This is a genomic window from Anaerolineales bacterium, assembly GCA_016928575.1.
Lineage (GTDB): Bacteria > Chloroflexota > Anaerolineae > Anaerolineales > RBG-16-64-43 > JAFGKK01.
Genome location: JAFGKK010000097.1, coordinates 1 through 26021 on the forward strand (window position 1 = coordinate 1; position 26021 = coordinate 26021).

Below are 26021 nucleotides of genomic sequence, written 5' to 3' on the forward strand. Positions count from 1 at the left end.
CTCTGCCTCGGCAATTTTTAGTTTTTTCATGCATTGAGATTATCACAATTTTCTAATATGCGCAATAACTTAAGTCGCTGTGTATAGCGCATGCCACCGCCATTTGCAGCCCTAAAGTGGATTTTCCGGAACCGGGTGGTCCGCAGATAATAATGTTACCGGTTCCCGGATCCTTCCCGGCCGGCAGCCGGATCCCCGGTTGCCGAAGATACGGCTTATTGATCTCAACCGATTGCTCCAGCAAGTGATCCAAAGGAAAACCCATAACCAAGCCCAATAGATTCCGCCTTTCGTCATGTTCCAATTGTGACGGATTGGGATTTGCGGAGGAGTTGATCATGAATGACCTCGGCGCGAAGGAAAATTTAGGGGTCCTGTAAGCCGGAAATACATCGAATAACCTGCGCCAGGGAGAAGAATGCGCACCCCCGGCCGCGAGCATTAACCCGCCACTTCCAAGTCTTTTCGCCGACCCAGAGGAGATTCGTCCAAGGGAAAATCCTCGATTGTTCCGGATCTTCCCGCCGGATGCTTGCTTCCACCAACCTAGCGGTCAAACCGGGAATCCGTCTGACTGCCATCCGTACTCTTCCGACATCGTGAAAGCCCATATGCGAAGCCAGTTCGTCGTAGGTGAATTCGGAAGCGCCAATTACCCGCCGGCTGAGATCCCACATCGCTCCGGCCACTTCCGTCAAATAATCGATATAAAAACGAGGCTCGTAAGACTCGCGCCAGTCGGGCGTATAGAGCCTTTCTTCGTGATCGATCAACCAGGACGCGAGCGGAAGATCCACGGCGGCCAGATGCTCGCGGATGTTTCCCAATGCCTCCCGATTGGATCGCAAATCCCCGAGAACAATCGCCACCAACGTGCGATTCGACCAGCGTTCGGGCTGCTTGGTCTTTATCTTAATAATATTCCATGCCAACAATTGCTCCGTAAGATCAAAAGGACCGCTGTGTTCCAACTCCCCGAAGGTTTTCTGCAGTCTCCTTTTTATTATCCCTAATTTACTTGCTTGATTGACATCCTCTCTCGTCTTTCCATGCTCTGGACCAAATGGAGTGAAAACATCGGCGAGTCTTCTCGTATATTCCCCCTCAGGGATATCCGTTTTGCCGTCGGCGAGATTCTCCGCCAACCTTTCGCCGGGAATAGAGCGCAACGCTTTTTCCATCTGATGCGCCCACCACTTCCAATCCTCGTTTTTTTCCTCTATGTAAAACAACTGGTCCTGGTTATTCCTTGGTGCCTCTCCTTGAACACCTTCTTTTACTGTCGCCGGCCCAACCGGGTTCTCGCGTTGGCGGTCCTGGTTCGAATTCTCCTTTGTTCCATTTCCTTCTTTTGGATTTTCGAGAATAAGGACCGTACGTACAAGCCGGGCCGCCGGATCGGCAAAGACCCCCTGAACGATGTTCCGGAAGTTCCCTGGAATGCTTTTGGTCTTCCGTAAATAATCCGGAATCACGCGGGTTTGGGCGCAATCCATATGATCCGCCAACGTAAGCAAGGCAGCAATCATTCTTTGGCGGACCTCTCCGTAGGGATCGATAACCACGTCGCGAAGGTGGGCCCCGCAAGAGTCATCCTTTTTCCTTCCGGGCTTTTCGGTATGGCAGGCGCAAATATTCCCAAGGCTGCGAGCTACTTCGCGGTTGCGAATGCCCAGGGCATCGTGGTTTCCGATCAGGTATTGCCGCGTCTCTTCCCCATGGTCGCCCGGGAACATGCTGATTTGGCCGATATCATGAAACAACGCGGAAGCAAGGAGCAGGTAGATCTCAATCGGCCGCATATGCAAAACGCTTGCCTTCGGATTGTGCCGCGTGAGTGTCGCCAACAATTCATTTAAATGTTGGGTGATGTTTCGAATGTGCGGGGCGCTGTTCGAGGAATCGCCGGAGGAGGGCATAGCCGGCAGCCACTCGTTGTTTGCGATCTTCCATTGCATATCCAATTCGTCGGCAAGGTCGGGGCTTGCCTGCCGGAGTTTCTCACCCAACGGGATAAACGGTTCGGCCATGCAGGGCTCCTGTTCGGCTGTAGGATGATCGGCGACCCGCCCGGGGCGCTTTTCCCGCTTCTGCCGCCTCCCGCCTGCGGGTGAATTCCGCCGACCGGCTTGGCGGGATCATCACCGAATTCGTGCGGCTGGCGTAAACCCGATCCAGACGGATCGCGTTTGACGGTTTCCTTCTGCGCAATTTTCGCCAAAAGGCGCGAAGATCCTTTTTTTTGATAATTATGGTGTGTAGTCCATTATACCCTTCCTCAGCGGCAAATACAAACACATGTGCGTAAAAGGAGGATATTTGGCCTTGCGTTTTGCCGCGACGGCATTCCCTCTGCCAAGGCTTTTCTTCCCATCACCGTGTTAAACGGAGACAATTTCATCCGGTTGAATGCTAAAATGACATCGTCGGATGAGGACCGGATCTCAGGACATTATAGAATCAACAGGATTATGGATTAAGGCGACGCGTCATCGTTGCCGAAGGGGAATGCCCGACTGTCATTTCGAGGAGCCCTGTCGAAGCCAGGGCGACGAAGCACTCTCCTCCGTTTACATGGGGCGGACTTGAACGGCGATGGAGCAATGTCTCACGGATAGGATTTCCGGATTTCGCAGGATCGACAGGATTATGGATCGAGGCGACGCGGCATCGTTGCCCTGGGATGAGTGGTTATTTTTTTAACACGATTGGCAGGATTGCTTATTGGATAGACGCATCCGCGCCGCCGCGGCCGCGCCCCGCGTTTTTCCCACCGCCGGTATAATCATGCCCATGACCACCTTCCTGCTGGTGGAGGACGAAATCGACCTAGCCGACCCTATCGCACGCGATTACCTCCTGGAAACGGTGTGGATCGGGAAATACGAAACCGGCGACCGATCGGTCGACAACGCCGTCTTGCGCTTGCGGAAAAAACTCGGGCGCTTGGGTGGAAAATATCGAGATTGTGTGGGGTGTGGAATATAAACTGAAGCCGCCGCAATAGGAAACCAAGCCGCCGCCCGGGAGGATCGCTTACCCGGAAACGACCCCTTCGCGGCCGGATCCGGGATTGGTGAAGGGAGGATGCCATGCGCCAAGTGCTGGTGGAACGATACAACGCGAAAAACACGGGTGATTCCGGCAGGCCAAGTTGTTCCCGTCTGTTCCTTGCCGGAGCATATATTCTTTCGATCCTCGGATTTCTCGGACTGTTCGCATCCAGCTTCGGGGGAACGTCCCAATCCGGATGGAAACAGAATAATCACGCGTTCGTCATTTTCCTGATCGTTTTCATCGTCGCCTCGGTCCTGTCATCCTTGGGCCGCCATCTGGCCGGAATCCGGCCGGAAGGGATATCTCCCCGCGAAATCTGGGAGCCGGTCTTGGATTGGATCGTGTTCCTCAACCGGCGGACCGGCCAAATCGCAAAACATACCGTCGCCGGAGCACTGGCGGACTTGGACGACCGCTGGATCCTGTTCTCGGGCGTCACCCTGTTGGACCAGGACGAGGATATCGATCAGGTCCTCCTCGGACCCGGGGGGATATTCGCGCTTGAAGCCGATAGGCGGTCTGGGAAAATGATCTACGACCGCACCACATCCGAATGGAACTGGCGCCGGTCGCTGATCCATCCAATCAAGCGAATCACGGATCCCACGGACCACATCGTCCGCGCCGCCGGCGCGCTGGAAGCGGTTTTGGAGAGCCGGGTCGCCCCCGTGACGGTGTTCACGAATCCGAAAACCGCCGTCGATGCCGAGGGCCACTTGAAGGCGGCGGTCCTTCCCGTGGCGCAGCTTCACCCTTGGATCTCCGCACAACCTTTTTCACTATTCCCCCAGCGGGTCGAGTCGATGGCCGGAAAATTGCATGCGGAGGTCGGAAAATCCGCGCCCGCCGTCCGAATCTCCCCGTTGCCGCCGGCGCCATCCACGGAATCCGCGGCGGAGGGCGGAGGGAGACCAGCCGCCCGGCCGAAATGGAATCTGCAGGGAGTCGTTCCGGCGATCCTTCTTTTGATTGGCATCGCGGCCGTCCTCGGATTTCTCGCCGTCCGGGTGAGCGGCGTCACCCAGCCGGAGATGTGCACCGCCGTGACGAACGCCTACATCCGCTCGGGGCCGTCGGCAATGGATCCGATGATCGGGAGCGCGATGCAGGGCACGTGCTTCCGCCTGGACGCCCGCACCCAGGACGGGTATTGGCTGCGGATCACCGGAATCACCCCCTACCGCGGTGGTTGGATAACGGTAATATCCTTCGACGCCAGGCCGCAGGACGTCATGCAGCTTCCGGTCGCAGATTGACCGCGGTCTTTGTAACGCCGGGGGAAAACAAACCGTCGGGCGTTCTGCTTTCCGGAGATCCTCCGGCAGGATTCTCCCCCAAAGGGGTAAACCCGCGCCCTCGTCAAGGACGGGGCGGACAATCGCGGCAAGCCCCCCGCTTCGTGCCCACGAGCCAGCCCACCGGCATCACCGCCTCACGCATCTCTTTCAGGACTTCCTCGTTTGGAATTTCCCGGTTGATGACCCACACCCGTTCGGCCTCCCTGTACCGCTCGGAGATCCGCGTCAATATCTCCGCCGAATCTGCTTGCCTTGGATTACGGCCGGAAACGCCTCGCGAGCCCGGGGTAACTCCTCCGGCGTAGCCGCCGGGGAGATCGTCACCTGAACGCAATCGCCGCGTTTCCCCGCCGACAGCCGAACCGCCGCTTGTCGTGGAAAGGCTATTCGCTTTCGAAAAAAGGGCCGGTCAAGCCGTCGAGCAGGACGTCGAATCTCAACCCGAACAGGCTTTCCCATTATTGACGAAGCGGCGGAAACACGGCGTCCTTTTTTCAGGAGTGGTTCCTGGCGGCAGCAAAGCGTATTGATCAACATAATGAAGAAACCCACAGGCGCCATACCGTCAACCATGGGCGAGGGTCGATCGTCGGTTGTCGCCTTACGGCATCGGGGTGAGGGTGGGAGTTTCCGATCCAAGCGCCGTCACGGTTCCCGTTCCGGTGCCGGCCGCGGTTCCCAAAGTCGGGAGGGGCGTGCGGGTGACGGGCGGAAGGTAGGTTTCGCCGAGCAGGCGCGCCTTTTCCTTTTTATATTCCTCGTTCAGCAGGCGCGCTTGGACGATCCCTTCCATCAGGATCGACTGATCGGATTTCGCCATGAACGCCAGCAGGGTGTTGATCACCATGTTCATGTGCGAGACCTGGTAGGAGCGCAGCACGTCCAGGCAGGAGGAAACCTTCAGCGCTTCCGCGCGGCGGCGGATTTCCTGGAGGGTGGGGATGACGGTCAGCAGTTGTTCGGCCGGAGTCTGGGAGGCCAGCGCCGAAGCGTCGTAGAACTCCAGCATGAGGGCATGGACTTTTTCCACGTCGGGCCGCACCTGCTCGATCGAGCAGGGATCCGCGGCGCGGGTCGGCTTTTTCGTGGCGGAGGGGGCGGCCGGCGGATTGGCCGCCGAACCGATCCCGATCACCAGCATTAGGATCACCGCCGCCCCGAGCGCCGGGACCAGCCAGCGGAAGGGGATGTAGAGGCCGGGGGAAGAATCGAGGGACGGTTTCCCCGTCCCTCGATTCTTGGAGACCTGTTTCTTCGCCATGCCTCAGCGCGCCACCAGGATGAACGTTCCGGAGAAGGTCACCGTAACGCAGACGCAGTCGCCGCACTGTTGCACGCCGACGAGGATCAGCATGCCGTCCTCGGGCGTATCCGGGTGCAGCGGGAACGGCGGGCCGTTGAACTGCGCGATCGGCAGTTCGATCCACGCCCCCTGGCCGTTGTTCGCCGATTCATCCCAGTAGAGAATGGCGTAGTGCTGGCCTTCGCCGCCGGGAGGAATCTTGAAGCACATCTGCATCGAGCCGCCCTGGGCCAGAAGGCCGTCCGGATCGGTCGCGACCGTGTAGCCGTCGACCAGGACGACGCCCTGCGGGGGCGCGGCGGGAAGATCCTGCTCTTCCGTCTTGGTGACCGTGATCTCGCCTTCGGCCGGGCAGGCCACTTTGATCCGCGACTGATCCGGGAGGATCATCATCACGCCGGAGTAGTGCTCGCAATCCGGAGTGACGGGATCGTCGCCCAGGCCGCTGATCTCCACCACCTGGTAGGGCTTGGCGGGCTTTTCCACGTACGGCACGCAGGTGCGGGTCAGGTCGATGTCGTTGTCGCCCGCTCCGTTGCCGCCGTAGGCGATCGTTCCGGCGAGAGTCACCGTCCCGTTCGGCCCGGGATAGACCACGAACCCGTAGCCGCCGTTGTCCTGGTAGGTTCCGCCGTCCACCGTCACCGGGATGCCGTCGGGCGGGATGCAGGCGAACACCCATCCGCTTTGCACCTTCGCGCCGTCTCCCAGGTTGCCGGAGGCTGCGACGCCTTCCAGGACCACCTCGCCCGTGCCGACGATGAACAGCCCGGTTTCGGCGTTGGTGAACACGCCGCCGAGGACGGTGATCGTTCCGCCGCTGCGGGTCTTCAGCCAGGCTCCGATGCTGCCGGGAGCGTCGAGGCAGTCGACCTGCACGTTGTCGAGGACGATATTGCCTTCATAGGTGACGGCCTGGATGCCCTTGGAGGTGTTGCCGGTGAAGGAACTGTCTCCGACGAAGACGTTCCCGGCCCCCGCGGCTTCCAGGTTCGCGCCGACGATGTTGTTGTCGGCGGTCACTCCATCCAGGGTGATGTCGCCGGCGGAGCGCACATCCACCCCCGTCCAGCCGTTGTCGCTGGCGAAGACGTTGGTCAGGTTCACCGAGCCGGCGCCGTCGGAGTTGTCGATGAAGATGCCGGTTCGGTTGCCGTTGGCGACCACGTCCGTCAGGGTGACGGTTCCGGAGGAGTAGATCAGCAAGCCGGTGTTGGTGTTGTCGTTGAACTCGCTGGCATCCCCCGGAACGCCCGGATCCCCGCGGACGGTTACGTCGCCTCCGGCGTCCACCACCGCGCCGTTCCCTCCGCCGGTCACCTGGACGTTCTCCAGCGTTACGTCGCCCTCGGTGAAGACCGAGAGGCCGCTGTCGGAGGTCGGGGAGGCAGAGAGGTCGACGGCGACATCGGCGATGGTGACGTCCTCATCCCAAACCACGATCACGGGAACCGTGAAGGTGGTTTCGCCGGTGTTGCCGCTGTAGCCTCCGTCGGGATCCAGATCCCATCCGCCGAGCACTTCCAGCGTGCCGAGCTGCGGCACGACGCTGTAGTCGATGACGACGTACTCCTCGGGGCCGGTGTAGTCTCCGGCTTGGAAGTAGATCGCGCCGTCGCCGTAGTAGGTGGCGGAGTTGGCGATCAGGAAGTCGATCAGCTCGGTGATGGTGGCGAACGACGGAGTGCAGCCCGAATCGCCGGGGACCTGCCCGGTCGGGCACCACATCGGATCGCTGTAGGAAACGGTGACCTCTTCGATCTCCTCGGCTTCGCAGGCGGGCGGCGGCTCTTCGCCGGCCGCTTCCGCCGCGGCGATCTCCTCCTCGGTGGGAGGCACACAATCCGATTCCGCCGCCGCGTCCTCTTCCGGATCCGGGTCAGCGGTTTCCTCCGAGTCCGGCGTCGGAGTACCTTCCGGATCCGGGGATGGAGTGTCTTGCGGGTCCGGCGTCTCCGACGGGGCGGTCTCCTCCGTCGGAGTTGCCTCCGTTTCCGGCGCCGCGGTTTCTTCCGCATCCGGCGCCGGCGTCTCCTCGGGAGCGGTTTCCTCCGTCGGATCCGCCGCCGTTTCGGCCGGCGCTGCTTCCTCGGTAGCGGCCGGTTCCGGCGTTTCGGAAGGAACCGCCTCCTCGGTCGGCGTCACCACCGGCGTTTCTTCGGGCGTCGGGCCGTCGTCGGCGAGGACGCGTATTGCCGGCGACAGGTGGAACATGACCAGTGCCATAGCCGTAGCCACGCCTATCCAGCGTTTGCTTTTGTTCATATTTTTTCTCCTTCTACGGAGATGGAAAACCCGGTGCGTGGCGAACCCGGGTTGCTCCGATGAATAAGGGCGGATAAACAAATTGCATGGAAATTATACAAGTTTCCGGCGCGGGCGGGATAGGGACAAATGACATATGACGCCCTGTTTTCAAGGCATTTCCGGCCTTCCATTGGTCCTACTTCGCACCTTCCGGCCGCCGTCGCCCCGCCATGGCGGGGGAGAAAAACCACGGGGACAGGATGCGGATCGACTATCGACCATGGACCATCGACCCCCCTGAAAAGAACACTCCGGGGCAGGCATGGACCATCGCAAACCCGAGAATGGACGATGGTCCATCGCCGCGGAGTTAGCGCCGACCGCTTCCCGTCGAACCAGCCGGTGAATATTTATTATTGTCTGCGTGGTATCTGGGGGGATTCAGGAATAGACCAACACTCGACGATGGTCGATAGTCCATGGTCCATGGTCTACGGCCTATGGACATATTCATGTCCATCGGCGGTATACTCAAGCGCAAATGAAGCAGCGCGCTGTTATCCTACCCGCCGGCCTGATCCTCCTCTCCCTCGCCTGCAATCTGCCCTCTGCGGCGCGGGAGACGGCCGTTGCGGCCTCGCTCACGGCATTCGCGGCGGCCCCGCCCACCTCCGGCGCGCCCACCGCCGCGCCGACGTCCACGGCAAGCGCCTCGCCCGCGCCGCAACCGACTCCGACCGAGACTCAACCGCACATCGTCGAGCAGACCCTCTTCGAGGGCGAGAAAGCCTACACCTGCGACGAGGGCGGCTGTTGGCGCGACGACGGGATTCTGGTCGGCCCGCCGGAAAATTTCTACCCCGACATACACGAAGACAACCGGGATATCCGCGCGCTGCTGGCTTCGATCGGCCTGCCGGCCGAGGAAGCGCCCGACAACGCCGAGCGCTGGCGCCGGATCCGCGGATTGTGGCAGTGGATGACGAGCCACACGATCATCATCAACGAGCCCGGCTACGAGGAGCCCTGGAACTACCTGCACGAGCTCGCCTCGACGCCCACCCACCATTGGCCCTCGATCGGCGAGTTGGCCAAGGTGTTCGCACGCTTCGGAGTCCTTCCGCTCGGGGCATGCAATTCCAAATCCTTCACCATGGCCACCCTGCTCTACCGGGTGGGCGTTCTGCCGGATTGGATCACCGTCGTCCACTCCCAGGCCCACGACGGGACCCAACACATTTACCTGGGGATCCATCTGGACGGCCGCTGGCGCTACCTCGATCCGACCTGCATCCGCTCGCACACGGCCCTCGCTCCGCAACCGGAAACCGTCGGTTGCATCGGCGCGGACTACCGACACCCCTACGAAGTGATTCCCCTGCCGGGTTCGCAGTTAATTAAGCCGATGTTGTTGGAATAACGCGGGGGGAAAAATCCGAGGGACAGGATTTCAGGATCGTGCAGGATTGACAGAATGGAATCCGACTATCGACCATGAACAATAGACCGTGAACCACAGCCGAGGACTGGAGCAATCCGGTTTCACCCCAAATACCACGCGGACATGTTTTTACTTGAACGAATTGTCCCAACGGCAACGGTAGACGGCCACCCTCGACGACGGTCCAAGCCTGACCCCGAGCGCCATTATCGGGAGGCTATTGTCGATGGGCGGATCTCATCCTGTCAATCCTGAAATATCCTGTACATCCTGTCTATTGCTCTTAATCTCACATTTTCAGAACCACCGCCGCGACCACCTGCCAAAACGCGAACGCCGCAAAGGCCAGATACACCGCACAGCCCCAATGGCGCCGCCAGAACCCTCTGCGCGGGATGGGCTGCGGGGCGCCCCGCCGGCGGGCGTAGGCGGTGGCCCAGTGCGATTCTTCTTCCTCGTCGTCCGATCCCCACCACATCATCGTTTCCTCAGTCGGCCGGATGATGGGCGCCGCATTAACCGGGTGCGCGCGGTCGTAGCGCTTGCGCTTCGCCGGATCGCGCAGGACCGCGTAGGCGGCGTTGAGTTCCTGCATCCGCTTGGTGGTTGCGGCCGAGGCGGTTTTATCCGGATGGTACTTGCGCGCCAGCGACCGGTAGGCCGCGGCGACCACCTCGGGCTCGGCGTTGCGGGCGACCTGCAGGACGGCGTAGGGGTCGGGCATACCGTTATTATAGGCGGGGTTGTCGGACCGCGGCTTGGATTAATTGGTTTATTAACAGGACCTTGGAAGAATGCCGCTCGCGACGGTCGACCGCCGACTACGCCGATCGAAAAAAAGAGGGTCGGGCAGGTCACGGGTTGTCGGCCAACGGTAAGGTCCGAGACCGGACGAGAGACGATGGACCATGGACGATAGCCGAGGGTCAGACTCCGGTAGATGAATCACAACAAACATGCGAGGCAAAAACCGGCTATGGACGATTGACGGTCGAACAAACATACTTTGATAGATGGTTTTTCGATTAAGCCCGTATGCGCGGTTAAGCGGCGCGTGCCAGTTGTGAAGCATCGGCAGAAATCCAACCAACGTCTATGGCCGATGGTCCAAGGTCCAGCGTCGGTTTTTCTTGACGGTCCATGGTCCATCGTCCATGGTCCGCGGTCCCTCGCCGATCGGCGCGCGCAATTTGCGATTTCATTGAATCTCCCCGAACAATCCTGGATCGAATTACAGTTCTGTAACAGCCCCGAAAATCGGCGTTTCTTCATATAGAATGGCTCTCAAGGGAGAATGCCATGAAGCGAATTTCCATGCCGCAAGTTCACCTGCTTCGAATCGCCGCCCAGGCGCCGGTCACGCTGCTGGCGGCCTGCACGCTGCAGGTCGGCCTGGAGCCGACGACTCAGACCACGGCGCCCGCCGCGCCGCCGGCGCTTGCCGCGCCCTCTTCCGCAGAAACCGAAGCTCAGCCGCCCGCGGCGGATGAATGGCTGCTGGTGAACACCGAACAGGGTTTGTGGATGAGCCGGCCCGACGGCTGTCAGGCCGGGATCCGTATCCCCGGACGGGTCATCCTGCCCGGCCCGCTTTCGCGGGCAATCTCGCCCGACGGCGGCTTGTTCGCCTATATCTCGACCTCCGCCGATCCTTCCCTTCCCTACGGTTTCTACGATCCTACCCGTCTCTTCGGCTCTTACCCCGACCTGACGCTCACCATCATGTCCCTCTCGGGCGCCGTGCCGTCGGTTGCGATTCCGCTCATCCCGCCCGGCGCCGAACCTAGCACGGAGTTTACTAACCCGGTCCAGATCGCGATAACCGAAGAGAGTTCCCTCGCCTGGTCGCCGGACGGAAAGCGGCTGGCTTTCATCGGCGCCCAGCAGGGGGCCTCGGCGGACCTCTATGAGTATTACCTTGACGACGGGCGGATCGCCCGCCTGACCGACGGCCCGATGCAATCCTACCGGCCGCTGTGGTCGCCCGACGGAGCGTGGATCGTGCACGGCGAGGTTTCGGGCTTCGGCACCGGCGCCGGATACGGAGTCAGAGGATTCTACGCCGCACGCGCCGACGGCGGCGGAGTCTTTTCGCTGTACGAGATCCTCGAGCGGAGCGGCGACGAAGCCGCGGCCGGTTGGCTGGACGGCAACACGCTGATCGCGCACACGCGGCGGCAACCCTGCGGTCCCACGCACCTGCGCCTGGTCGATCTTTCCGCGCAAAAGGCGGATGTGGTGTTCGCAGGCTGCATGAGCGACGTCGCCGTCGGCCCGGGCGTGGTGCTGTTTTCGCAACCGCCGGATATGCCTTTGTATGCCGAAGAACCCCCCCGGCCCGGGGTGTACCTTCTCACGGCCGCCGACCGCACCCCACGGCTGCTCAGCGGTGAAAATATCCGCAAGATCGAATGGGAGGATGGTCTCGGCGCCTTCCTCGCCCAGACTGATGACGGCCGGCTGCTAGAGGTTTCCCCCGCCGGCGAGATCCGCGCGTTGCCGGTGCAGGCCATCCGCATGGCCACCCTCTCGCCCGACGGGCGCTGGTGGGCGGCAACGGATGCGCTGATCAACACCGAAGGGATCTTCGTCGGCGCATACGGGACGGAGCTGCGGCAGATCTTCGAAGGCCGGATCGCCTTCGGCGACGGGATGCTCTTTTCGCCCGCCGGAGATGCGCTCTACTTCGTCACCGCAGCCGGCGAACTGTTCCGCGCGCAGGCGCCGAATTGGGCGCCCGCCCAGCTGGCCTCGGGCCTCACGCACGCCTACGGGTATTCCGATCTGGCATGGTGGGAGGGGTGAAAAAAAAACCGACGACAGACCCCCCGACAAGAACACTCGGGGGCAGGCATGGACGATGGACGATGGACTTAGATTGATAGGGAGGGCCGCGTCTTTACTGATAGTAGTTGCATCCAGGCGGTTGATTTACAATAACTCGATCGCCAATACCCCTTCCCATAGAAAACCGACCATGGTCTATGGTCCATCGTCCATGGTGTGCATTTTTTGTTGAAAACCCGGATAATCCCGCCAAATTCGTCCTGCGCGGATTATTCCGCGGGTGGATATCCGCAATGCCGGGCAGCCGCCTTGATCGGAGGGATACGCGATGAGCAAAGCGATTCCGCCCTTCACCTTTCTCTTCCCGCTGCTGATCCTGCTTTCCGCCTGCCAGGCCGCCGCAACCCCGCTCCCGCCCGCCGCCTCCCCGACCGCCAACGAAACCCCGACCGCGAGCCGGACCGCCGAACCCACAGCCACCGAACGCCTGACTTCGACGTCGAGCCGGACCTCCGCCCCGACGGCGGTGAGAACCAAGCGGCCCTCCCCCACGCCGACCGAGGATGCGCTCAAAGACCTGGGCAAGATCGCCTTCTTTAAAAACGACGGCCTCTACACCATGCGCGCCGATGGGAGCGAGCTGACTCTGGTCGCCGAGCTCGACGGGATCCCGCAAGGAGTATCCTGGTCTCCGGACGGAAAACGGATCGCCTACGCCGTGGATTGGAAGATCGGCATCGCGAATGCGAACGGATCCGGCTTCGTAAAAATCACCGGCGAAGGCGACCACGTGGAACCGGATTGGTCGCCGGACGGGGAATGGCTCGTTTATACCAGCGATCAGAGCATGCGCGCGGACCCCAACGGTCCGTTCTGGTACACCGACCTGTTTCTGATGCGCCCCGACGGAACGGACGCGCGGAACCTCTCCCCCGCCCTGCCGATCAACAGCGACAGCCCGGATTGGTCGCCCAGCGGTGTCTGGATCGCGTTCTGGTACGGCGGGCCGGTTTACCTGATGGATCCCGCGAGCGGCGCGATGAACCCCCTGGTGCCGGAGCCCGCCTGCGACCTTTTCAATCCCGTCTGGTCGCCGGACGGCATGCGGATCGCGTACGAGAAAAACTGCAGCGGACGGTCGCAGATCTTCATCATCCCGGTGGAGGATCCGAATTCGAAGACCGCGCTGACCGGTGTTCCCGGCGGAAAAAACTTCGGCGCGTCCAATCCCACCTGGTCGCCTGACGGCCGGTTCATCGCCTACCAGCAGGATTACAAAATTTGCATCCAGGAAGTGGGGGCGGCCGCTTCCCGGTGCCTGACGGACGGCGTCCAGCCGGATTGGTCGTGGGCGGTCGGGTAGGACCGAGCCCGGACGATAGCCCCCAGACAAGAACGCTCCGGGGCGGGCATGGACCATTGCCGCTTGCGATTATTAATGGGTATTGAGGTATCAGTTTTTTAAGGATTATTCTGTGAGAAGACGTAACAGCGTTGCCGAGCGGGGAATCCAAGTTGTCATTGCGAGGAGGGCTTGCGCCGTGATCTTCGGCGCCGGCCCGACGAAGCAATCTCCCCCTTTTTACGCGAAGGAGATTGCTTCGTCGGGTTGGCTTCGCCAACCCTCCCCCGGCCCGAACCCCTGGGCAGGCTCGTAATGACAGCGGGGCGACGCCAGGCAGGGATTCTCAGTTGTCAGCGCGAGCAACCCCCTCATCTTCGCTCGGGACAAGCCGCTCGGGACAGGCTCCATCCGGGGCAGGCTCGTAATCACATCCTGTCAATCCCGTCTACTCTTTCCACCTTATCCATGCTACACTGATCCCATGAACAACGACCTGAAACGCCAAGCCGACGAACGCCAGAAGCAGGAGAAAGAGCAGGATCGGGAACGCCTCGAGCGCCGGGCGGAGCAAAAGCAGTTGGAACGCGATCAGGAAATCGCCCGCCGGGCGCAGGCCGAGGCACAGCGCCGGATGGAGCTCCAGCAGGAGCAGGACCGCAAACGGCGCCAGGCGGAACAGCAAGCGCTGGAACGCGAGCAGGATAAGGCGCGCCGGGCGCGGGCCGAGGATCAGCGCCGGGTCGACCTCCAGCAGACGCGCGAGTTGAAGGAACGGCAGGCGGCGCGCGAGGAGGAGGAAGCGAAAAGCAGGGCGGAGTAAGGATTTCGCACAGGACGGAATTATCGCTGCGATAATGGTGGACAGCCACCCGCCCGTCATTGGCAGGATCCGCGGCCGACACCGCGGATCGAAAACCCGACGGTCAAACCCCCGCCCAGATCCAATTGCTCCGCCTTTGTAATCTTCAGAATCCTGCCGGTTTGAACATCCGCCCCTCTCCCCCGCCAGGGCGTTCAGGAAAGGACCGTCTCCAGGATCCAATTGGATTCGGCGGTCGACAGGTCCGATTCCCCCGAGAAGCATCCATACTCGCCGCATAAATAATCCCAGGCGACGAATTGCCTGCCCAGGACCGGGAGACCGTCCAGGTAAGCGGTCATACCCTGCAGCATCGCCTTCCAATCCGATCCGTTGTCGGTGCGGATGCTGCGGATGGGATTGAAGCCGTATTCTCCGATGAAGAGTGGCCTTTGGAAATCCTCGACGAACAGCCGCACCAAGCTGTCGGCGATCTGTTCGAAGGTTCCGTTGTGGGGTTCCCAAATGTTCCCGTAGGCGTGGGCTTCCCAGACGACGTCCTCCCCCTCAACGGGCCGGACGGTGAACCGCCAGTCCGCGTCCATCAGGAAGGGCAGATCGATGAAAATCCTCTGCCGGGCGCCTTCTCCGCGGATGCCCGCGACGATCTGTTCCATGAAGGCGCTGTAGGATTTTCCGAGGCGGACCGCGGCCGCCGCATCCGGGATTTCCACGTTCCAGAAGGGCTCGTTCATGATGCTGAAGATCACGTTGGGATGGCCGTGGTAACGCGCCGCGATGTATTTCCACAGGTTGAGGAATGCGGCGCGGTTCCGGTCCTGCCCGGCCGCGTCGAGGTCGAAAAAATCCCGGATGAACGAATCGCAGGCGGGCTTGTCCGCCAAGGTCGGCGCCTGCGGGAAGCCGTCCCACAACCAGCCGGGCATACTCAGGAAGAAGGCCCAATCCGCCCAGGCGCCGAAGCCGGTGACGTTCAGGATGCAGTGAAGCCGGTTTTGCGCGCACCAATCGACCCAGGTATCCACCCAGCGGGCGAAGAACGCCTCGTCGGGCGCATCGCGCTCCGGCATTAATTCGGGGAGCCCGATCTGATGCATTTCCAGGCAGGTGGCTCCGGCCTGCCGCAACCGCGCGGCGTCCTCGAAGGTAAACCAGGATTTCGAGGGCGAATCCGCGAGGGTATGGGAACCGCGGACCTTCATCCGCTCATTCCACATCACGGCCATTCCCCGCAAACGGGATTCATCCGCTTCGGACCGGGCGGGGGACGAACTCGCCGTCGGAGCGGGTGCGCCGGTTGCGGGTACGGCCGGCTGCCCGGCAACGGTCGGCGCAGCCGGCGCCGCTTCGTCCACGGGAACGCCGCAGGCGTTCAGGAGCGCGGCGCCCAGCCAACCGCCGAGGAGGGAGGCGACCAGCTTCAGGAACCCGGTTCGAGAGATTTTTCCCACGGACGCTCCGATGGCGGCGGATTATCTTCCGGCGGATATGCCCGCAAAAGGATAACCTCCGGCGGCTGATCTGCGATCGCGGAAAAATCTCCGCGCCGGGGTTAATGCCCCGTGTTGGTTAACGATGCCCGCCTCGCCGGACATAAACGTGCAATAGTCGATTTTATAAAACTGACTCAGCGGGAAAAAAGTTTTCTCCTGAAGCGGCCGCCCGGTTTCACCGAGCGGATACGCCGCCGCATCCTTTTCCAGACGGCGCATCGTTCCTCAAGCCGTCGGATCATCTTCGGCCTCCATTCCCAGTTCCCTGCGGATGCCCGCCGCATCCATCACCGCCCGCTTGCCGGCCGCTTCCATCCGCGCGTTTTGAACCTCCATCCCCTTCAACAAAGCTTCCAGTTTGCTCCGCGCCTCCGGATCGGCAGCCGCCTGGCGCGGGGTCAACCCGTCCAGCGCCGGAATGCTCTGGTCCGGCCATTCCGCGCTGAACTTGTGCCTCATTTTTTCCTCGATCTCGCGGATCACTATCGGAGGAAATTCTTTTTTCTTCCCTCCGCTCTTTTCCGCGGGCCGGGGCGGATGGATGCCCGGCTCCGCCTCCGCGGCGCCCAGGAGGATTTTCGAAAAGAGAGTCCGGCCGCGTTCCAGCCGCTCCCGGGAAAGGCATTCCAGCTCCAGCCATCCGCGGGATACGCGGAGGGAGCCGAGGATGCGTTTCGATTCCATCCCTTCCTTGCCGTCCGTCGTCAATTGGAAGGAATAGTCGGTCATTCCCTCGGCTCGCGGCGGAGTTTTCAGCATCGGGCCTTCCACCGGCTCCAACCAGACATAGCGCAAGACCGAGCGGCCGCCGGCATCCGGGTTTTCCGGCTCGACCTCCGGCATCGCATTCAGGCGGGCGAGCGCGTCTTTCCGGTCGATCAGGCGGAACCGGATCACGCCGAATTCGATCGGATCGCCTTCCGGCGTGAGGATCACCGGCGGACGGAGACGCTCGTTCTGCAAGCGGATGACTTCCTTCAGGATAACCGGGCAAAAATTCCGGTAGAACTCCGCCGTCGTTTGTCCTTGCGCGGCCGAGCGCATTGCTTTCAGGAACGCACGCACCGCGGGCGCATCCTCCGGATTGAGAAGGAAGGCTGTGCCGAACATCCCCATGGCCTGCGGCATCGGGTAGAGCCGCGCGAAGTAAACCTCCCATTGGACGGCTTGGGCGGCGAGCGAGCGGTCGAAGACCTCCCACTCCTCGCCGGTGAGGATATCGCGCATGCGCGTGCGGTGCCCGGGGAGCTTTTCACGCACTTCAAGCACGCGCCGCTGGCCGGTCTCGATCCACCGACACAGCAGGGCGCGCTCGGCATCCGGCAAGGCGGCTACCGTCGCTCCGGCGAATTCCTCCAGGACGCTCGCGCCGTCCTCCAGGCGGCAATCCCTCAGGAACCATTCCATAAACAAACCGACGAGTTCGCCCTCTTCCCAATCGCGCGCGTCTTCCAGCGGTTTGAAAAACATCTCCGACGCGCGCTGGAATTCCTCGGCGGAGAAGATTTCCCGCGAGTATTCGAAGAGCTTCGCCTCCAGCGACCGATCGGGTTCCCTCTCCCAGGTCTCGGAATACGGGGGATGTTGCGGAAGGGGACGGCTCCGTTGCGCCTTCTTCGTCTTCGCCGATTGCCGGTGCTTCCTGCGCGCGGCCATGTTGCGTTTGGCCATTGTTCCTCCGGTCGGGACGGGGTGGACGGATGGAATTGTACCTGATGGGCGGGGAGGGCGCGGCCATTTCCATTCGGGGAATAAGACGCACCCGCGTCCGCCGGAGGGAGACTCTTCATTGTCATTGCGAGCCCTGCCCCGGCGGGTTGGGTCGGGGGAGGGCTTGCGCAGCGATCTTCGGCGCCGGCCCGACGAAGCAATCTCCCCCTTTTTCACGCGAAGGAGATTGCTTCGTCGTTCCAGCGGAAAATCACCGCTGGCACTCCTCGCAATGACAATAGGGCGGTATCCCATCAGCCGACGGCCTGCGTCGTTCACCTACTTCCCCCGGGAGCTGATCCCTTTCGTCTTTTTCACAAATGCGCCTTTTCCAATTCGCCCGGGGGCTTAAGCCCCCTGCTGGTACACAAACCCACGAAGCGCATGGAGGAAAAATCATTGCCGGAGCTTGTTTTTTTCCCTTGGCCCATCGTCCATCGTCAGGTTTTCGATGGTCGATGGTCAAGCGATGGCTTTCCAAATGTCACTCGGAAAGTTGCAGATTCTCCCCCACAATCCCTCGCAAATCCCCTTCGTCCTCAAACAATCTCACCTTCACCGCGCCGGGGCGGATCCTGCCGGGCTGAACGCCGGCCCGGATCATCTCTAACCGTTCCTCGATCACCCGCCGACGCCTCTCGTGTCCTTCGCCGGAGCCTTTCGAGATGATCAGCAAAGCGGTCCATTCGCCGATGCCATCCAATCGCTCACCCTCGAAATCAATATGATCCGCCGTCAGCACCGCCATCGCGTCGCCGAGGATCGTCTTGGGCCGGTCGTCGCTTTCTTCGATTTCTATGAGGAGGATGACCCGGCCTTTTGGGTCAACGATGGCGATATCGAGGTCGGCCAGCTTGGTATCCCTGTGCTTCTCATCCCCCCAATAGGCGGCGATGGCGCCGACGCATTCGGCATCGGAGGGGCCGTGGTCGTAGTAGACGCGATAATCTTTGGGAAAGAGTTCCCTGTGGAGGGATTCGCCCAGGCGGGCGGTTAGTTCGCCATCCTTACGCGTCGATCCTCCCATGACCGTGGATCATTGTCCGCAAGAAATTACTTCCGCGATTCAATCACCTTTCTCAATTTTTCAAGAATTCGCCCTCGTTCGTTTTCCGCCATCCGCTTCCCCTCCTGCATATTGCCCAACTCATCCTCCAGCCGTTCCAGCTTCCAGACTGCGACGGACGGATTTTCCACCTCAAGCGGCGCGTCAGGGTCGGTCCAAATAACCACCGGATTGACCCATTGGGTGATCCCATCCGCCTTCAGAAACGCGCCCAGCCGGGCGGCGTTCTTGCGCGCCTGTCGGCTGGGATTTTTCTTCCACTCCGCCCATTTATCTCCGGAAAGGCGATCCCAGCGGTCGCCCGTGTTGCGATACCGGCCGGAAATATTCTTAATTTCCATCGCCCACATTCCGGTCGGTCCGACCAATACGGCATCCACATCCCCGCCCCAACCCGGAATCTCCAGGTTGCGGAAAAGCGACCACTCGCCGTTCATGACCCCCGCCATGATGTCGGCGGCTTTCGTTTCCCCCTCTTGCCCCTTTCGGTATCGATCTACTTGGCCATCAAGCTTCTTCATCCCCCACTCCACAGCCGCCAACAATATCACCGGAATTCCAACAATAATCCCCAGCGCCAAGACAATGGCAAGAATCCACCCGGGAGAAATGGTGATTCCGCCAAATATTTCTTCGGCCGTCTTATGCTCCTGGATGAATTGGAAATAGTAAATCGCTGCGGCTCCGATTCCCAGAAAAAACCCGTAGATCAATCCTTCGATCATCGCAATTTGCAGTTGCCGCCGCTCGGAAAAACTTCTTCCCCGTGAATAGACCTTCAGATGCCCTTTGGGAGGCAACGGCTCCCTGACAATTTGTCTCAGGCGGACCGCAGTCAGGGCGATGGCCGCCTCTCTCACTTTCGAATCCCAGGCGTTATCGATCGCGTAACTCAGGTCCTTCAGGGAAAGTTTGCGGCTTTCCACCAGCGGGCCCATCGATTCGCCCTTGTACGGGGAAAACGGCCAGGGAACTTCTCTGGCTTTCTCAAGCGTAAGTTTCAGCTCCAAACCCGGCAGGGTCTCCTGCCCCAAAGAAGAGGTCGCTTTTTCCCGAGGTTTGCCGCTATCCGCGGATTTGTTCAACCAATCGAGCAAAACCGCCGCGGCCTGCTGGACCGTAGGATTCTTGACGTGTTCCACCGCCCAGGTCAGCCGTTCCTGGTTGAGATACCCGATATCCAGCAGCTCCCCCAGCGGGCGGCGGTTCGATCCGATCCAGACGACTTTGCGGGCTTCGTTGAGGTCCATGATCCCCTCCGAAGAAAATATTGTAATAATTGCTTATTCGTTGTTTGGACTTTTTTTATATACAGAGAATGGGTCTACGAATTCATATTTGGTCTTCACGATCCATCTCTTTTACCCGCGGCCCAAACACTTTCGTAAATGATTCGAGATTTTCCCGTAACCAAATAAATTGCTGGTTCCAAATTGACTCGTCGTGCAAATTAGCAGATTGTCGCACATATATTCTGGACATTTTTGAATCAGCCGGATTGTGCCAAAATAGAGTCGTGCCAAGTTCTTTTTCGATATCCGTCTTTTCTTTCTCGAGACGAGAAAACCAGTCTTTTGCCTCCGGACCATCGAGATACAACTCGACTCGATTCTCACCGCCAAAAGCCTTTTTTGATGAGTCAAACAAAGAGGCGACAGATGCTAGATGCGCGCCACTCCGGCCAATGGAATGGTTCATCCAGCTATAAGCGCCGGGTTTTTGGCATCTAATTGTACTTGTTGCCCTCATGTATTCGTGAAAAGCGTTCCAAAACTTCAATTGTAGGCGTCTTGATTTGGTTAATTCTCCAACCGATGTGGAAGTTTGCACTTCTTTCGACCATTCATTAGGTTTGCTCACGATGTTGAATTTTGGCGCCGGGGCAGATTCGCCAATTCTCCATACTTCTATTTCCAATCCAAAGAATACAAATTTATCCTGTGTAATTTCGTTTAGCCAATCCAGCGCAGCTCGATGCTCCTCCGTAAAATGCTCGGCCACCCAAATAACAGCCACCGCCTCCAATCCAGCGGCGTAAGTTAATATTTGTCCGAGGTGGTTGTGGTCTGTTTTCGCGATTTGGTTCTCGATTAGCACCCAGGAACCGTCCACCGTGTTCTTACATAACAGGTCGGCGCGGAAAGGACCCACCTCTTTTTCCTGTTTTTCCAACTCGAGGTCCATGCCCACCGTTTCACCAAGCAGCGCCAGGTTCTCCGGCAACGCCAGCCATGGCGTAAAATCGCCGGCTTCGCTTCTCCATACCTCACGAAGAGTTACTTTTTCAAGCCGTCCCATAGCTGGTTTGGGCATGTTTTCCTCCTGAGAAGACGATCAATCGAGAATACGATGATTATAAATATCCGCTTTCTTTACCTGATACAGCAATAGACGAGCGTTTTCATCCCCCCACCCTCTTATGCGCCGCCTCAATAAATGGTTTGGCGGTTTCCAAATCATCGAGGCTTTTTAGGGTCATTTCAAGATTGCCTGTTCCATAATGCCCGATATTGGTCATATCTCTGGCGATCTTTGGGAGCGGGCCGATTTCTTTTGGGATTAATTTTATCCAAAGGACTGCCTGTTGCTTCATGACCTCCATGCAAACTATATTTTGTGAAATTCTGTAAGCTACATAGTTCTTTTTCGGGAATTCTTCGATTGCGGGATCGATCCCAAGAATGAATTCCTGTACGGCAAGCGCAATTTCCCTGACTTTTTCGGATTTGCCTGTAATATGCTCCTCAAAAGAGTAATTTCCGCTTGCTCTGGTAATCGCCGCCTTCTTCCCCGCCCCCATCTTTCCGTGGGTCTTGGTACCACCGGTTTTCCCTTCCACGCCAGAAGCTTCTTGCGTCTGGATTTTTTCCAAATACAGGCTTTGGTCTTTGTATAACCTGTATGTCCATAATTCAATATTGGCCCCCATAACATTGACGGCATGCAGATCGAATTTCGAGTAGTTGGGGGAAATGCAAATGACCCGAACATCGGACCAGTCAACTTCCAGGTTGTTGCCCAATGATTTTCGTACCGCAACTTCGTAATCGCCCCTGTGATCATGGATCCACGCCAGATAATATAGACTCTGCGTCACCAACTCTCCTGTTTCCTTCTTTTTATATTCAATGATCACCGGATTATTTTCTTCGGAGATCGCGAGGGTATCTATTCTTCCGCCATGCTTGGCGCCGGTCGGTAATTCGGATGCCACGAAGCGGCAATTGAAAACCGTCTCCAGGTTGCGTTCAATTAATGCCTGAAGGTGTTTCTCAGAGGGGAATTTTTGAATTTCAACGATCGCCAGCTTATGGTCTGAGATTTGATAAAGCGGCATATCCCTCCTCGAATTTCTGATATTTTTCCAGCCGGATGTTCAGTATCACACCTCATCCGCATCCACAACCACCGAGAACGGCACGTCCAGCGCCTCGAAATGCTTCTTCCCGCAGCGGATTTTATCCGCTTCGGAGGTGCGCAATTGAAGGAAGTCGCGCGTGCCTTTGGTTTCCTTAACCATGTAGATCGTCTGGTCATTATGTTTCACAATGGCCCAATCGGGATTGTATTTCCCGATCGGGGTGTCGATTTGGAACCAATCCGGCAGTTTGACAAAAAGCTTGATGTCGTCGCGTTCGTCCAATTTCTTGGCGAACTCGCGTTCAACCTCGGATTCATACACCACGTATTCGTAGACCGATTTCTTCACCTGCTCGGCGTTCAGGAAGTTGATCATCTCCTCGTTTTTAAAGAGCATCATTTCCCATTCGGCATCCTTCCCGCCGATCTCCAGCTTTTCGTACTTGATCCCATCCACCAGCAAACGGTGTAATTCGTATTTGATGCAAGCCGCGATGGCATCCATAAATCGCTGCGGATTGTTGAAAAACTCCGCCAGCCGGCCGGATTCCTTCAGGATGCGGACCAGCGTCGCGCGGGTCAGCTCGGTTTCGTTCTGCAGGTAGGCGAGGATATCCGGGATGGGATGGCTTCCGAATTCCGGCCTTTCTTCCGCGACGCTCAGCGCCGTGGCCGCAACGCCCCCTTTGGATACATCGACCTTTCCGGCTGTGACGCGCACGATGGGAATTTCTATCTTTTCCATTTGTTTGATCGCGTCCACCGCCCGGCGGACCAACTCGTCGGTGGAAAACTCAACCCGGAACGTGGTTCTCGGCTTGATCCGGTTCCATAATTCTTGGAACTCAGGTGTTAGCTGGATTTCCTTCCGCAAGTGGTTGGTCCGCTCATCTTTCTCCCTGCGGATGTGGCGCTCCAGCTGATAGGCGGCCAACAGATCCACAACAGCCGGGGCCAGTTCCTGGTGCGCGGGAGGCAGTTCCAGATGGAAATCCGCCCGGCGCGGATCGAAGACCGGCTGGATGTAGCCCTCCGGATTGATTACTTTTTGTTCGACCAGCGCCAATTGGATTTCCTCGGCGGCAATGCGCCCGATCGGCTGTTCCACCCCATCGGCCGCCCGGGTCAGTTTCGCGAATGCCGTCAGCGGTATTTTGCCGAACGTGACGCCGCACTCCTCCTCGTATTCGGTCTGCAGGCCGCGCGCAAAATCCTCGTAGCTTTCGTTGGCGAAGACATACAGTTTGTTGATCGACTCATCCATCACGCGCAGACCCTGCTGGTTGACCGGCAGGCGCAGGCCGCGCCCGATAGTCTGGCGTCGTTCGCGCTCTGAAGCCATCTCACGCAAGTTGCAGATCTGGAACACGTTCGGGTTATCCCAGCCTTCGCGCAAAGCCGAGTGGCTGAATATAAAACGCAGCGGTTCTTCTATAGAAAGCAGTCGTTCCTTGTCCTTCATGATCAGGTTGTACACTTCGTCGTCGGCCTGGGAGTCGCCGCGCGTATCCTTCAACACTCCTTTTTTATCCTGGGCGAAGTAGCCGTTGTGCAATTTTTCGACCGGCTGTTTGAGCCATTCCAGGGATTGGTAGCGCGGGTCTTTGGCAAACTCCGACAGTGTTTCTTCGAAGGTCAGCGCAAATTTTCCCTTCGCCGGCCGGCCGGACTCGTCGTAATCCCGGTAATTCGCCACCCGGTCGATGAAGAACAGGCTGAGGACTTTAATCCCCCGCTCCCGGACCTGCAATTCTTTTTCCAGGTGGCGCTTGACGGTGTGCTTGATCTGGATCCGCCAGACGTCCTCGCGCATCCCGCCGATTTCCTCCCCCAGGCGCATCACCCGGCCGTTGTTGAAACGGATGAATTCGCTTCCCGGTTCGCCGTTTATCTCCGCCACCGAGAAACCGTCCTGGTAGTTCGCCCGCTCGTTGGAAACGGCGAACAGGTCGGTGCCGTCTTTGACGGTGACCGTTTTCTCTTTCGGTCCGCCCTCGCCCTGGACGTGAATCCGAAGTTTGGCCTTGACGCCCTTCTTATAATCGATCCCCACCACCCGGACGAAAGGCTCGTTCGCCCCACCCTCGGCCGCGGCGCCGGCGACTATGATCTGCTTTACCAGCTTAAGCTCGAAGGCCCGCACCGGATCGAGCCGGTAGACGAGGTTGTAGGGATTCTTGTGTGTGGCGGAATAGCGCAGGGTGCAAAGCGGGTTGAGCGCCCGGATCGCCTCCTGGGCCTTGTCGGTGTTGTCCACGCTCTGCGGCTCGTCGATGATGACAATCGGCCGGGCGGCCTGGACGAACTCGATCGGCTGGCGTCCGGAGAGCTTGTCGCTTTCCTTGTAGATGACGTTGCTTTTCTGTTCTTCCTCGGTGCCGGTGAAATTCTTGCGAAAGGCGTCGATGTTGATGATCAGGATTTGTAGCGTGTTGCCGACGGCGAATTGGCGCAGCCGGTTGATCTTTTTGGCGTCGTAGACAAAGTACTCCGGCGTGATGTTGTAGAGGACCTTGAAATGCTCGGCGGTTATTTCCAGATTTTTGAGCGTCCCCTCGCGGATGGCGACGCTGGGGACGACGATGATGAATTTCTGGAAGCCGTACTTTGAAGAAAGTTCGAATATGGTCCGCAGGTAGACGTAGGTCTTTCCCGTCCCGGTCTCCATCTCGACCGAAAAATGGGGGCATTGCCGCGCGGCGTCCGCCGCCGGATCGAAAAGCTCCCAAGCTTCGAGCGGGGCCGCCGGATCGGGAACGTCGATGTCGTTGCGGGTCTGGACGGTCCGCGCGTTGGCGCGCAGCTTGTCTTCGTCCAGGAGCAGGCGGTTGCCGACTCCGAGTTCGGTCCGCGCCTGGCCGGCGAAGAGCTGGCCGTAATCGCCGACGCGGATGACGCTGTAGTCCGGAGCGCCCTGCGGCTGGCCTTCGAACAGACCCGTCATCGCCGCGATGGCTTCGAGCTGGAAGGGCTGGTTGGGGTCAAATTGAAGTTTCATGGCTCCACTTCAGGCAATTGCACGCGAGTGCATAAGTCCGGCCTTAAATTGCATTTTTTCCTTAAATAATACAATTTACTCTTACGGTCGATTTTTCGCGACGGCTTCCGGCGGTCGTTCCTTCGAAGTCGCTCGGATCCATGTCACACCGTCTTAAAGCTCGTCACACCGGCAGATTTGAAAATCTGCACCGCGTTCGTCTTGAGCTGGTCGTTCCCGGCGAATCCGGCGTCCAGGCAGACGACCCGTTCCGGCTTCTTCTCCGCCATCGCGCGCAGGACTTCGAGCGTCAGTTCCTTTTCCAGGCAAATCAACATCGCCCCGCCCGCCACCCCGTATACCTGTTTTCCGGCCAGTTTCAGGCGCTCGACCGGCGCGGTGAGCGGGAAGCCGCTCTTTAGCAGGAGTTCGTAGAGGATATCATCGCTAGTGCGGCCCTCACGTATGTGCTCGATATGCAGTTCGAGTTGCTTGTCAAGCACCTTAGCGTCCTTCGGAGTTTGTGCATCCCAACTCTTGAAATTGGAATTGGCCAGTTTATAAACACGGAAGCCGCGTTCCCGCTTGCCATTTATTGGGAGTAGACTCGCTTCAGACTCATTATATTTTTGTATGACTCGGCGTACGCGCTCCTTTGTCAATTCAGCAATATTTCTTGGTTTCCCAAGTTTGTCGCAATACTCTGCTGATACTTTTTGATCATCATTTTCGATATCAAGCGGTTCCGGAAGTTGAACAATCGCAAATCTCCGATTTTCACCGTCGATGATATTTTGTGCCATAACGGCATGGGCAATAGTGCCCGATCCTGCAAAAAAGTCCAATATCAAGTCAGAATCCGTTGTCGCAGTTTGCATCAATTGGGAAAGTAAAAACGGGGATTTTGGAGATTGGAATAATTTCGCTTTAGTACTAAATAATTGATTAAATTCTTTTTGGCCACGCTCCGTGAAAAATGATTTATCGAGCAGTATTGTTTTAAGCATTCGATCTGCACCACTAGCATAACTGACCCTACTGCAAAAAGGGGGCTTTCCTGTTGAACGATGCACTCAGAGGCTCTGTGCCGAATTGTTGGTAAAATATCTACCCCGCC

General features: G+C 58.9%; 19 protein-coding genes. 6 read left to right on the forward strand and 13 right to left on the reverse strand.

The genetic code is table 11. The annotated features are described in order from the left end of the window. Positions 1-365: 365 nt before the first annotated feature. Positions 366-2030 (reverse strand): HD domain-containing protein, encoded by a 1665-nt coding sequence (locus JW929_12365; GenBank protein MBN1440193.1) that lies wholly within the window; start codon positions 2028-2030, stop codon positions 366-368. A gap of 694 nt (positions 2031-2724) precedes the next feature. On the opposite strand from JW929_12365, the gene JW929_12370 reads away from it, so the two are divergent. Together JW929_12370 and JW929_12375 are read left to right on the forward strand one after the other, a co-directional pair. After that, positions 2725-2988 (forward strand): winged helix-turn-helix domain-containing protein, encoded by a 264-nt coding sequence (locus tag JW929_12370; protein ID MBN1440194.1) that lies wholly within the window; start codon positions 2725-2727, stop codon positions 2986-2988. Between the two features lie 104 nt (positions 2989-3092). Then, the gene (locus JW929_12375) at positions 3093-4313 is read left to right on the forward strand and encodes an NERD domain-containing protein (protein MBN1440195.1); all 1221 of its coding nucleotides are present in this window, start codon (positions 3093-3095) and stop codon (positions 4311-4313) included. Positions 4314-4956: 643 nt separating this feature from the next. On the opposite strand, the gene JW929_12380 is transcribed toward JW929_12375, so the two are convergent. Together JW929_12380 and JW929_12385 are read right to left on the reverse strand one after the other, a co-directional pair. Continuing rightward, positions 4957-5616, reverse strand: a complete 660-nt coding sequence (locus tag JW929_12380) for a hypothetical protein (protein ID MBN1440196.1) — start codon at positions 5614-5616, stop codon at positions 4957-4959. A gap of 3 nt (positions 5617-5619) precedes the next feature. Further along, the gene (locus JW929_12385; protein ID MBN1440197.1) at positions 5620-7923 is read right to left on the reverse strand and encodes a right-handed parallel beta-helix repeat-containing protein; all 2304 of its coding nucleotides are present in this window, start codon (positions 7921-7923) and stop codon (positions 5620-5622) included. Positions 7924-8446: 523 nt separating this feature from the next. On the opposite strand from JW929_12385, the gene JW929_12390 reads away from it, so the two are divergent. Continuing rightward, positions 8447-9325: a hypothetical protein gene (locus tag JW929_12390; GenBank protein MBN1440198.1), complete on the forward strand. Its 879-nt coding sequence runs from the start codon at positions 8447-8449 to the stop codon at positions 9323-9325. Positions 9326-9635: 310 nt separating this feature from the next. Here JW929_12390 and JW929_12395 read toward each other — a convergent pair whose 3' ends face one another. Continuing rightward, positions 9636-10070, reverse strand: coding sequence for a J domain-containing protein (locus JW929_12395; protein ID MBN1440199.1), 435 nt, complete (start codon positions 10068-10070; stop codon positions 9636-9638). Positions 10071-10645: 575 nt separating this feature from the next. Between JW929_12395 and JW929_12400 the strand changes: the two genes are divergently transcribed. From JW929_12400 to JW929_12410, 3 genes are all read left to right on the forward strand, one after another. Further along, positions 10646-12151 carry a PD40 domain-containing protein gene (locus tag JW929_12400; GenBank protein MBN1440200.1) on the forward strand — a complete coding sequence of 502 codons (1506 nt, stop codon included), beginning with the start codon at positions 10646-10648 and terminating at the stop codon, positions 12149-12151. A 310-nt stretch (positions 12152-12461) separates the two neighbouring features. After that, positions 12462-13496, forward strand: coding sequence for a PD40 domain-containing protein (locus JW929_12405; protein ID MBN1440201.1), 1035 nt, complete (start codon positions 12462-12464; stop codon positions 13494-13496). A gap of 463 nt (positions 13497-13959) precedes the next feature. Further along, positions 13960-14298 (forward strand): hypothetical protein, encoded by a 339-nt coding sequence (locus JW929_12410; GenBank protein ID MBN1440202.1) that lies wholly within the window; start codon positions 13960-13962, stop codon positions 14296-14298. Positions 14299-14492: 194 nt separating this feature from the next. Here JW929_12410 and JW929_12415 read toward each other — a convergent pair whose 3' ends face one another. From JW929_12415 to JW929_12455, 9 genes are all read right to left on the reverse strand, one after another. Next, on the reverse strand, positions 14493-15749 hold the full coding sequence (locus JW929_12415) for a cellulase family glycosylhydrolase (protein ID MBN1440203.1): 1257 nt from the start codon (positions 15747-15749) through the stop codon (positions 14493-14495). Positions 15750-15770: 21 nt separating this feature from the next. After that, the gene (locus JW929_12420; protein MBN1440204.1) at positions 15771-16010 is read right to left on the reverse strand and encodes a hypothetical protein; all 240 of its coding nucleotides are present in this window, start codon (positions 16008-16010) and stop codon (positions 15771-15773) included. Positions 16011-16016: 6 nt separating this feature from the next. Next, positions 16017-17462 (reverse strand): hypothetical protein, encoded by a 1446-nt coding sequence (locus JW929_12425; protein MBN1440205.1) that lies wholly within the window; start codon positions 17460-17462, stop codon positions 16017-16019. A 523-nt stretch (positions 17463-17985) separates the two neighbouring features. Continuing rightward, entirely contained in the window at positions 17986-18528 is a 543-nt protein-coding gene (locus JW929_12430; protein ID MBN1440206.1) for a hypothetical protein, read from the reverse strand. A 26-nt stretch (positions 18529-18554) separates the two neighbouring features. Beyond that, positions 18555-19817 carry an NERD domain-containing protein gene (locus JW929_12435; GenBank protein MBN1440207.1) on the reverse strand — a complete coding sequence of 421 codons (1263 nt, stop codon included), beginning with the start codon at positions 19815-19817 and terminating at the stop codon, positions 18555-18557. 82 nt (positions 19818-19899) lie between these two features. Further along, positions 19900-20880 carry a DUF4268 domain-containing protein gene (locus tag JW929_12440; protein MBN1440208.1) on the reverse strand — a complete coding sequence of 327 codons (981 nt, stop codon included), beginning with the start codon at positions 20878-20880 and terminating at the stop codon, positions 19900-19902. Positions 20881-20968: 88 nt separating this feature from the next. Continuing rightward, entirely contained in the window at positions 20969-21904 is a 936-nt protein-coding gene (locus JW929_12445; protein ID MBN1440209.1) for a hypothetical protein, read from the reverse strand. A 45-nt stretch (positions 21905-21949) separates the two neighbouring features. Beyond that, a complete protein-coding gene (locus JW929_12450; GenBank protein ID MBN1440210.1) occupies positions 21950-24925 on the reverse strand; it encodes a DEAD/DEAH box helicase family protein in 2976 nt (991 codons plus the stop codon). 143 nt (positions 24926-25068) lie between these two features. Beyond that, on the reverse strand, positions 25069-25911 hold the full coding sequence (locus JW929_12455; GenBank protein ID MBN1440211.1) for a hypothetical protein: 843 nt from the start codon (positions 25909-25911) through the stop codon (positions 25069-25071). Between the last annotated feature and the right edge of the window lie 110 nt (positions 25912-26021).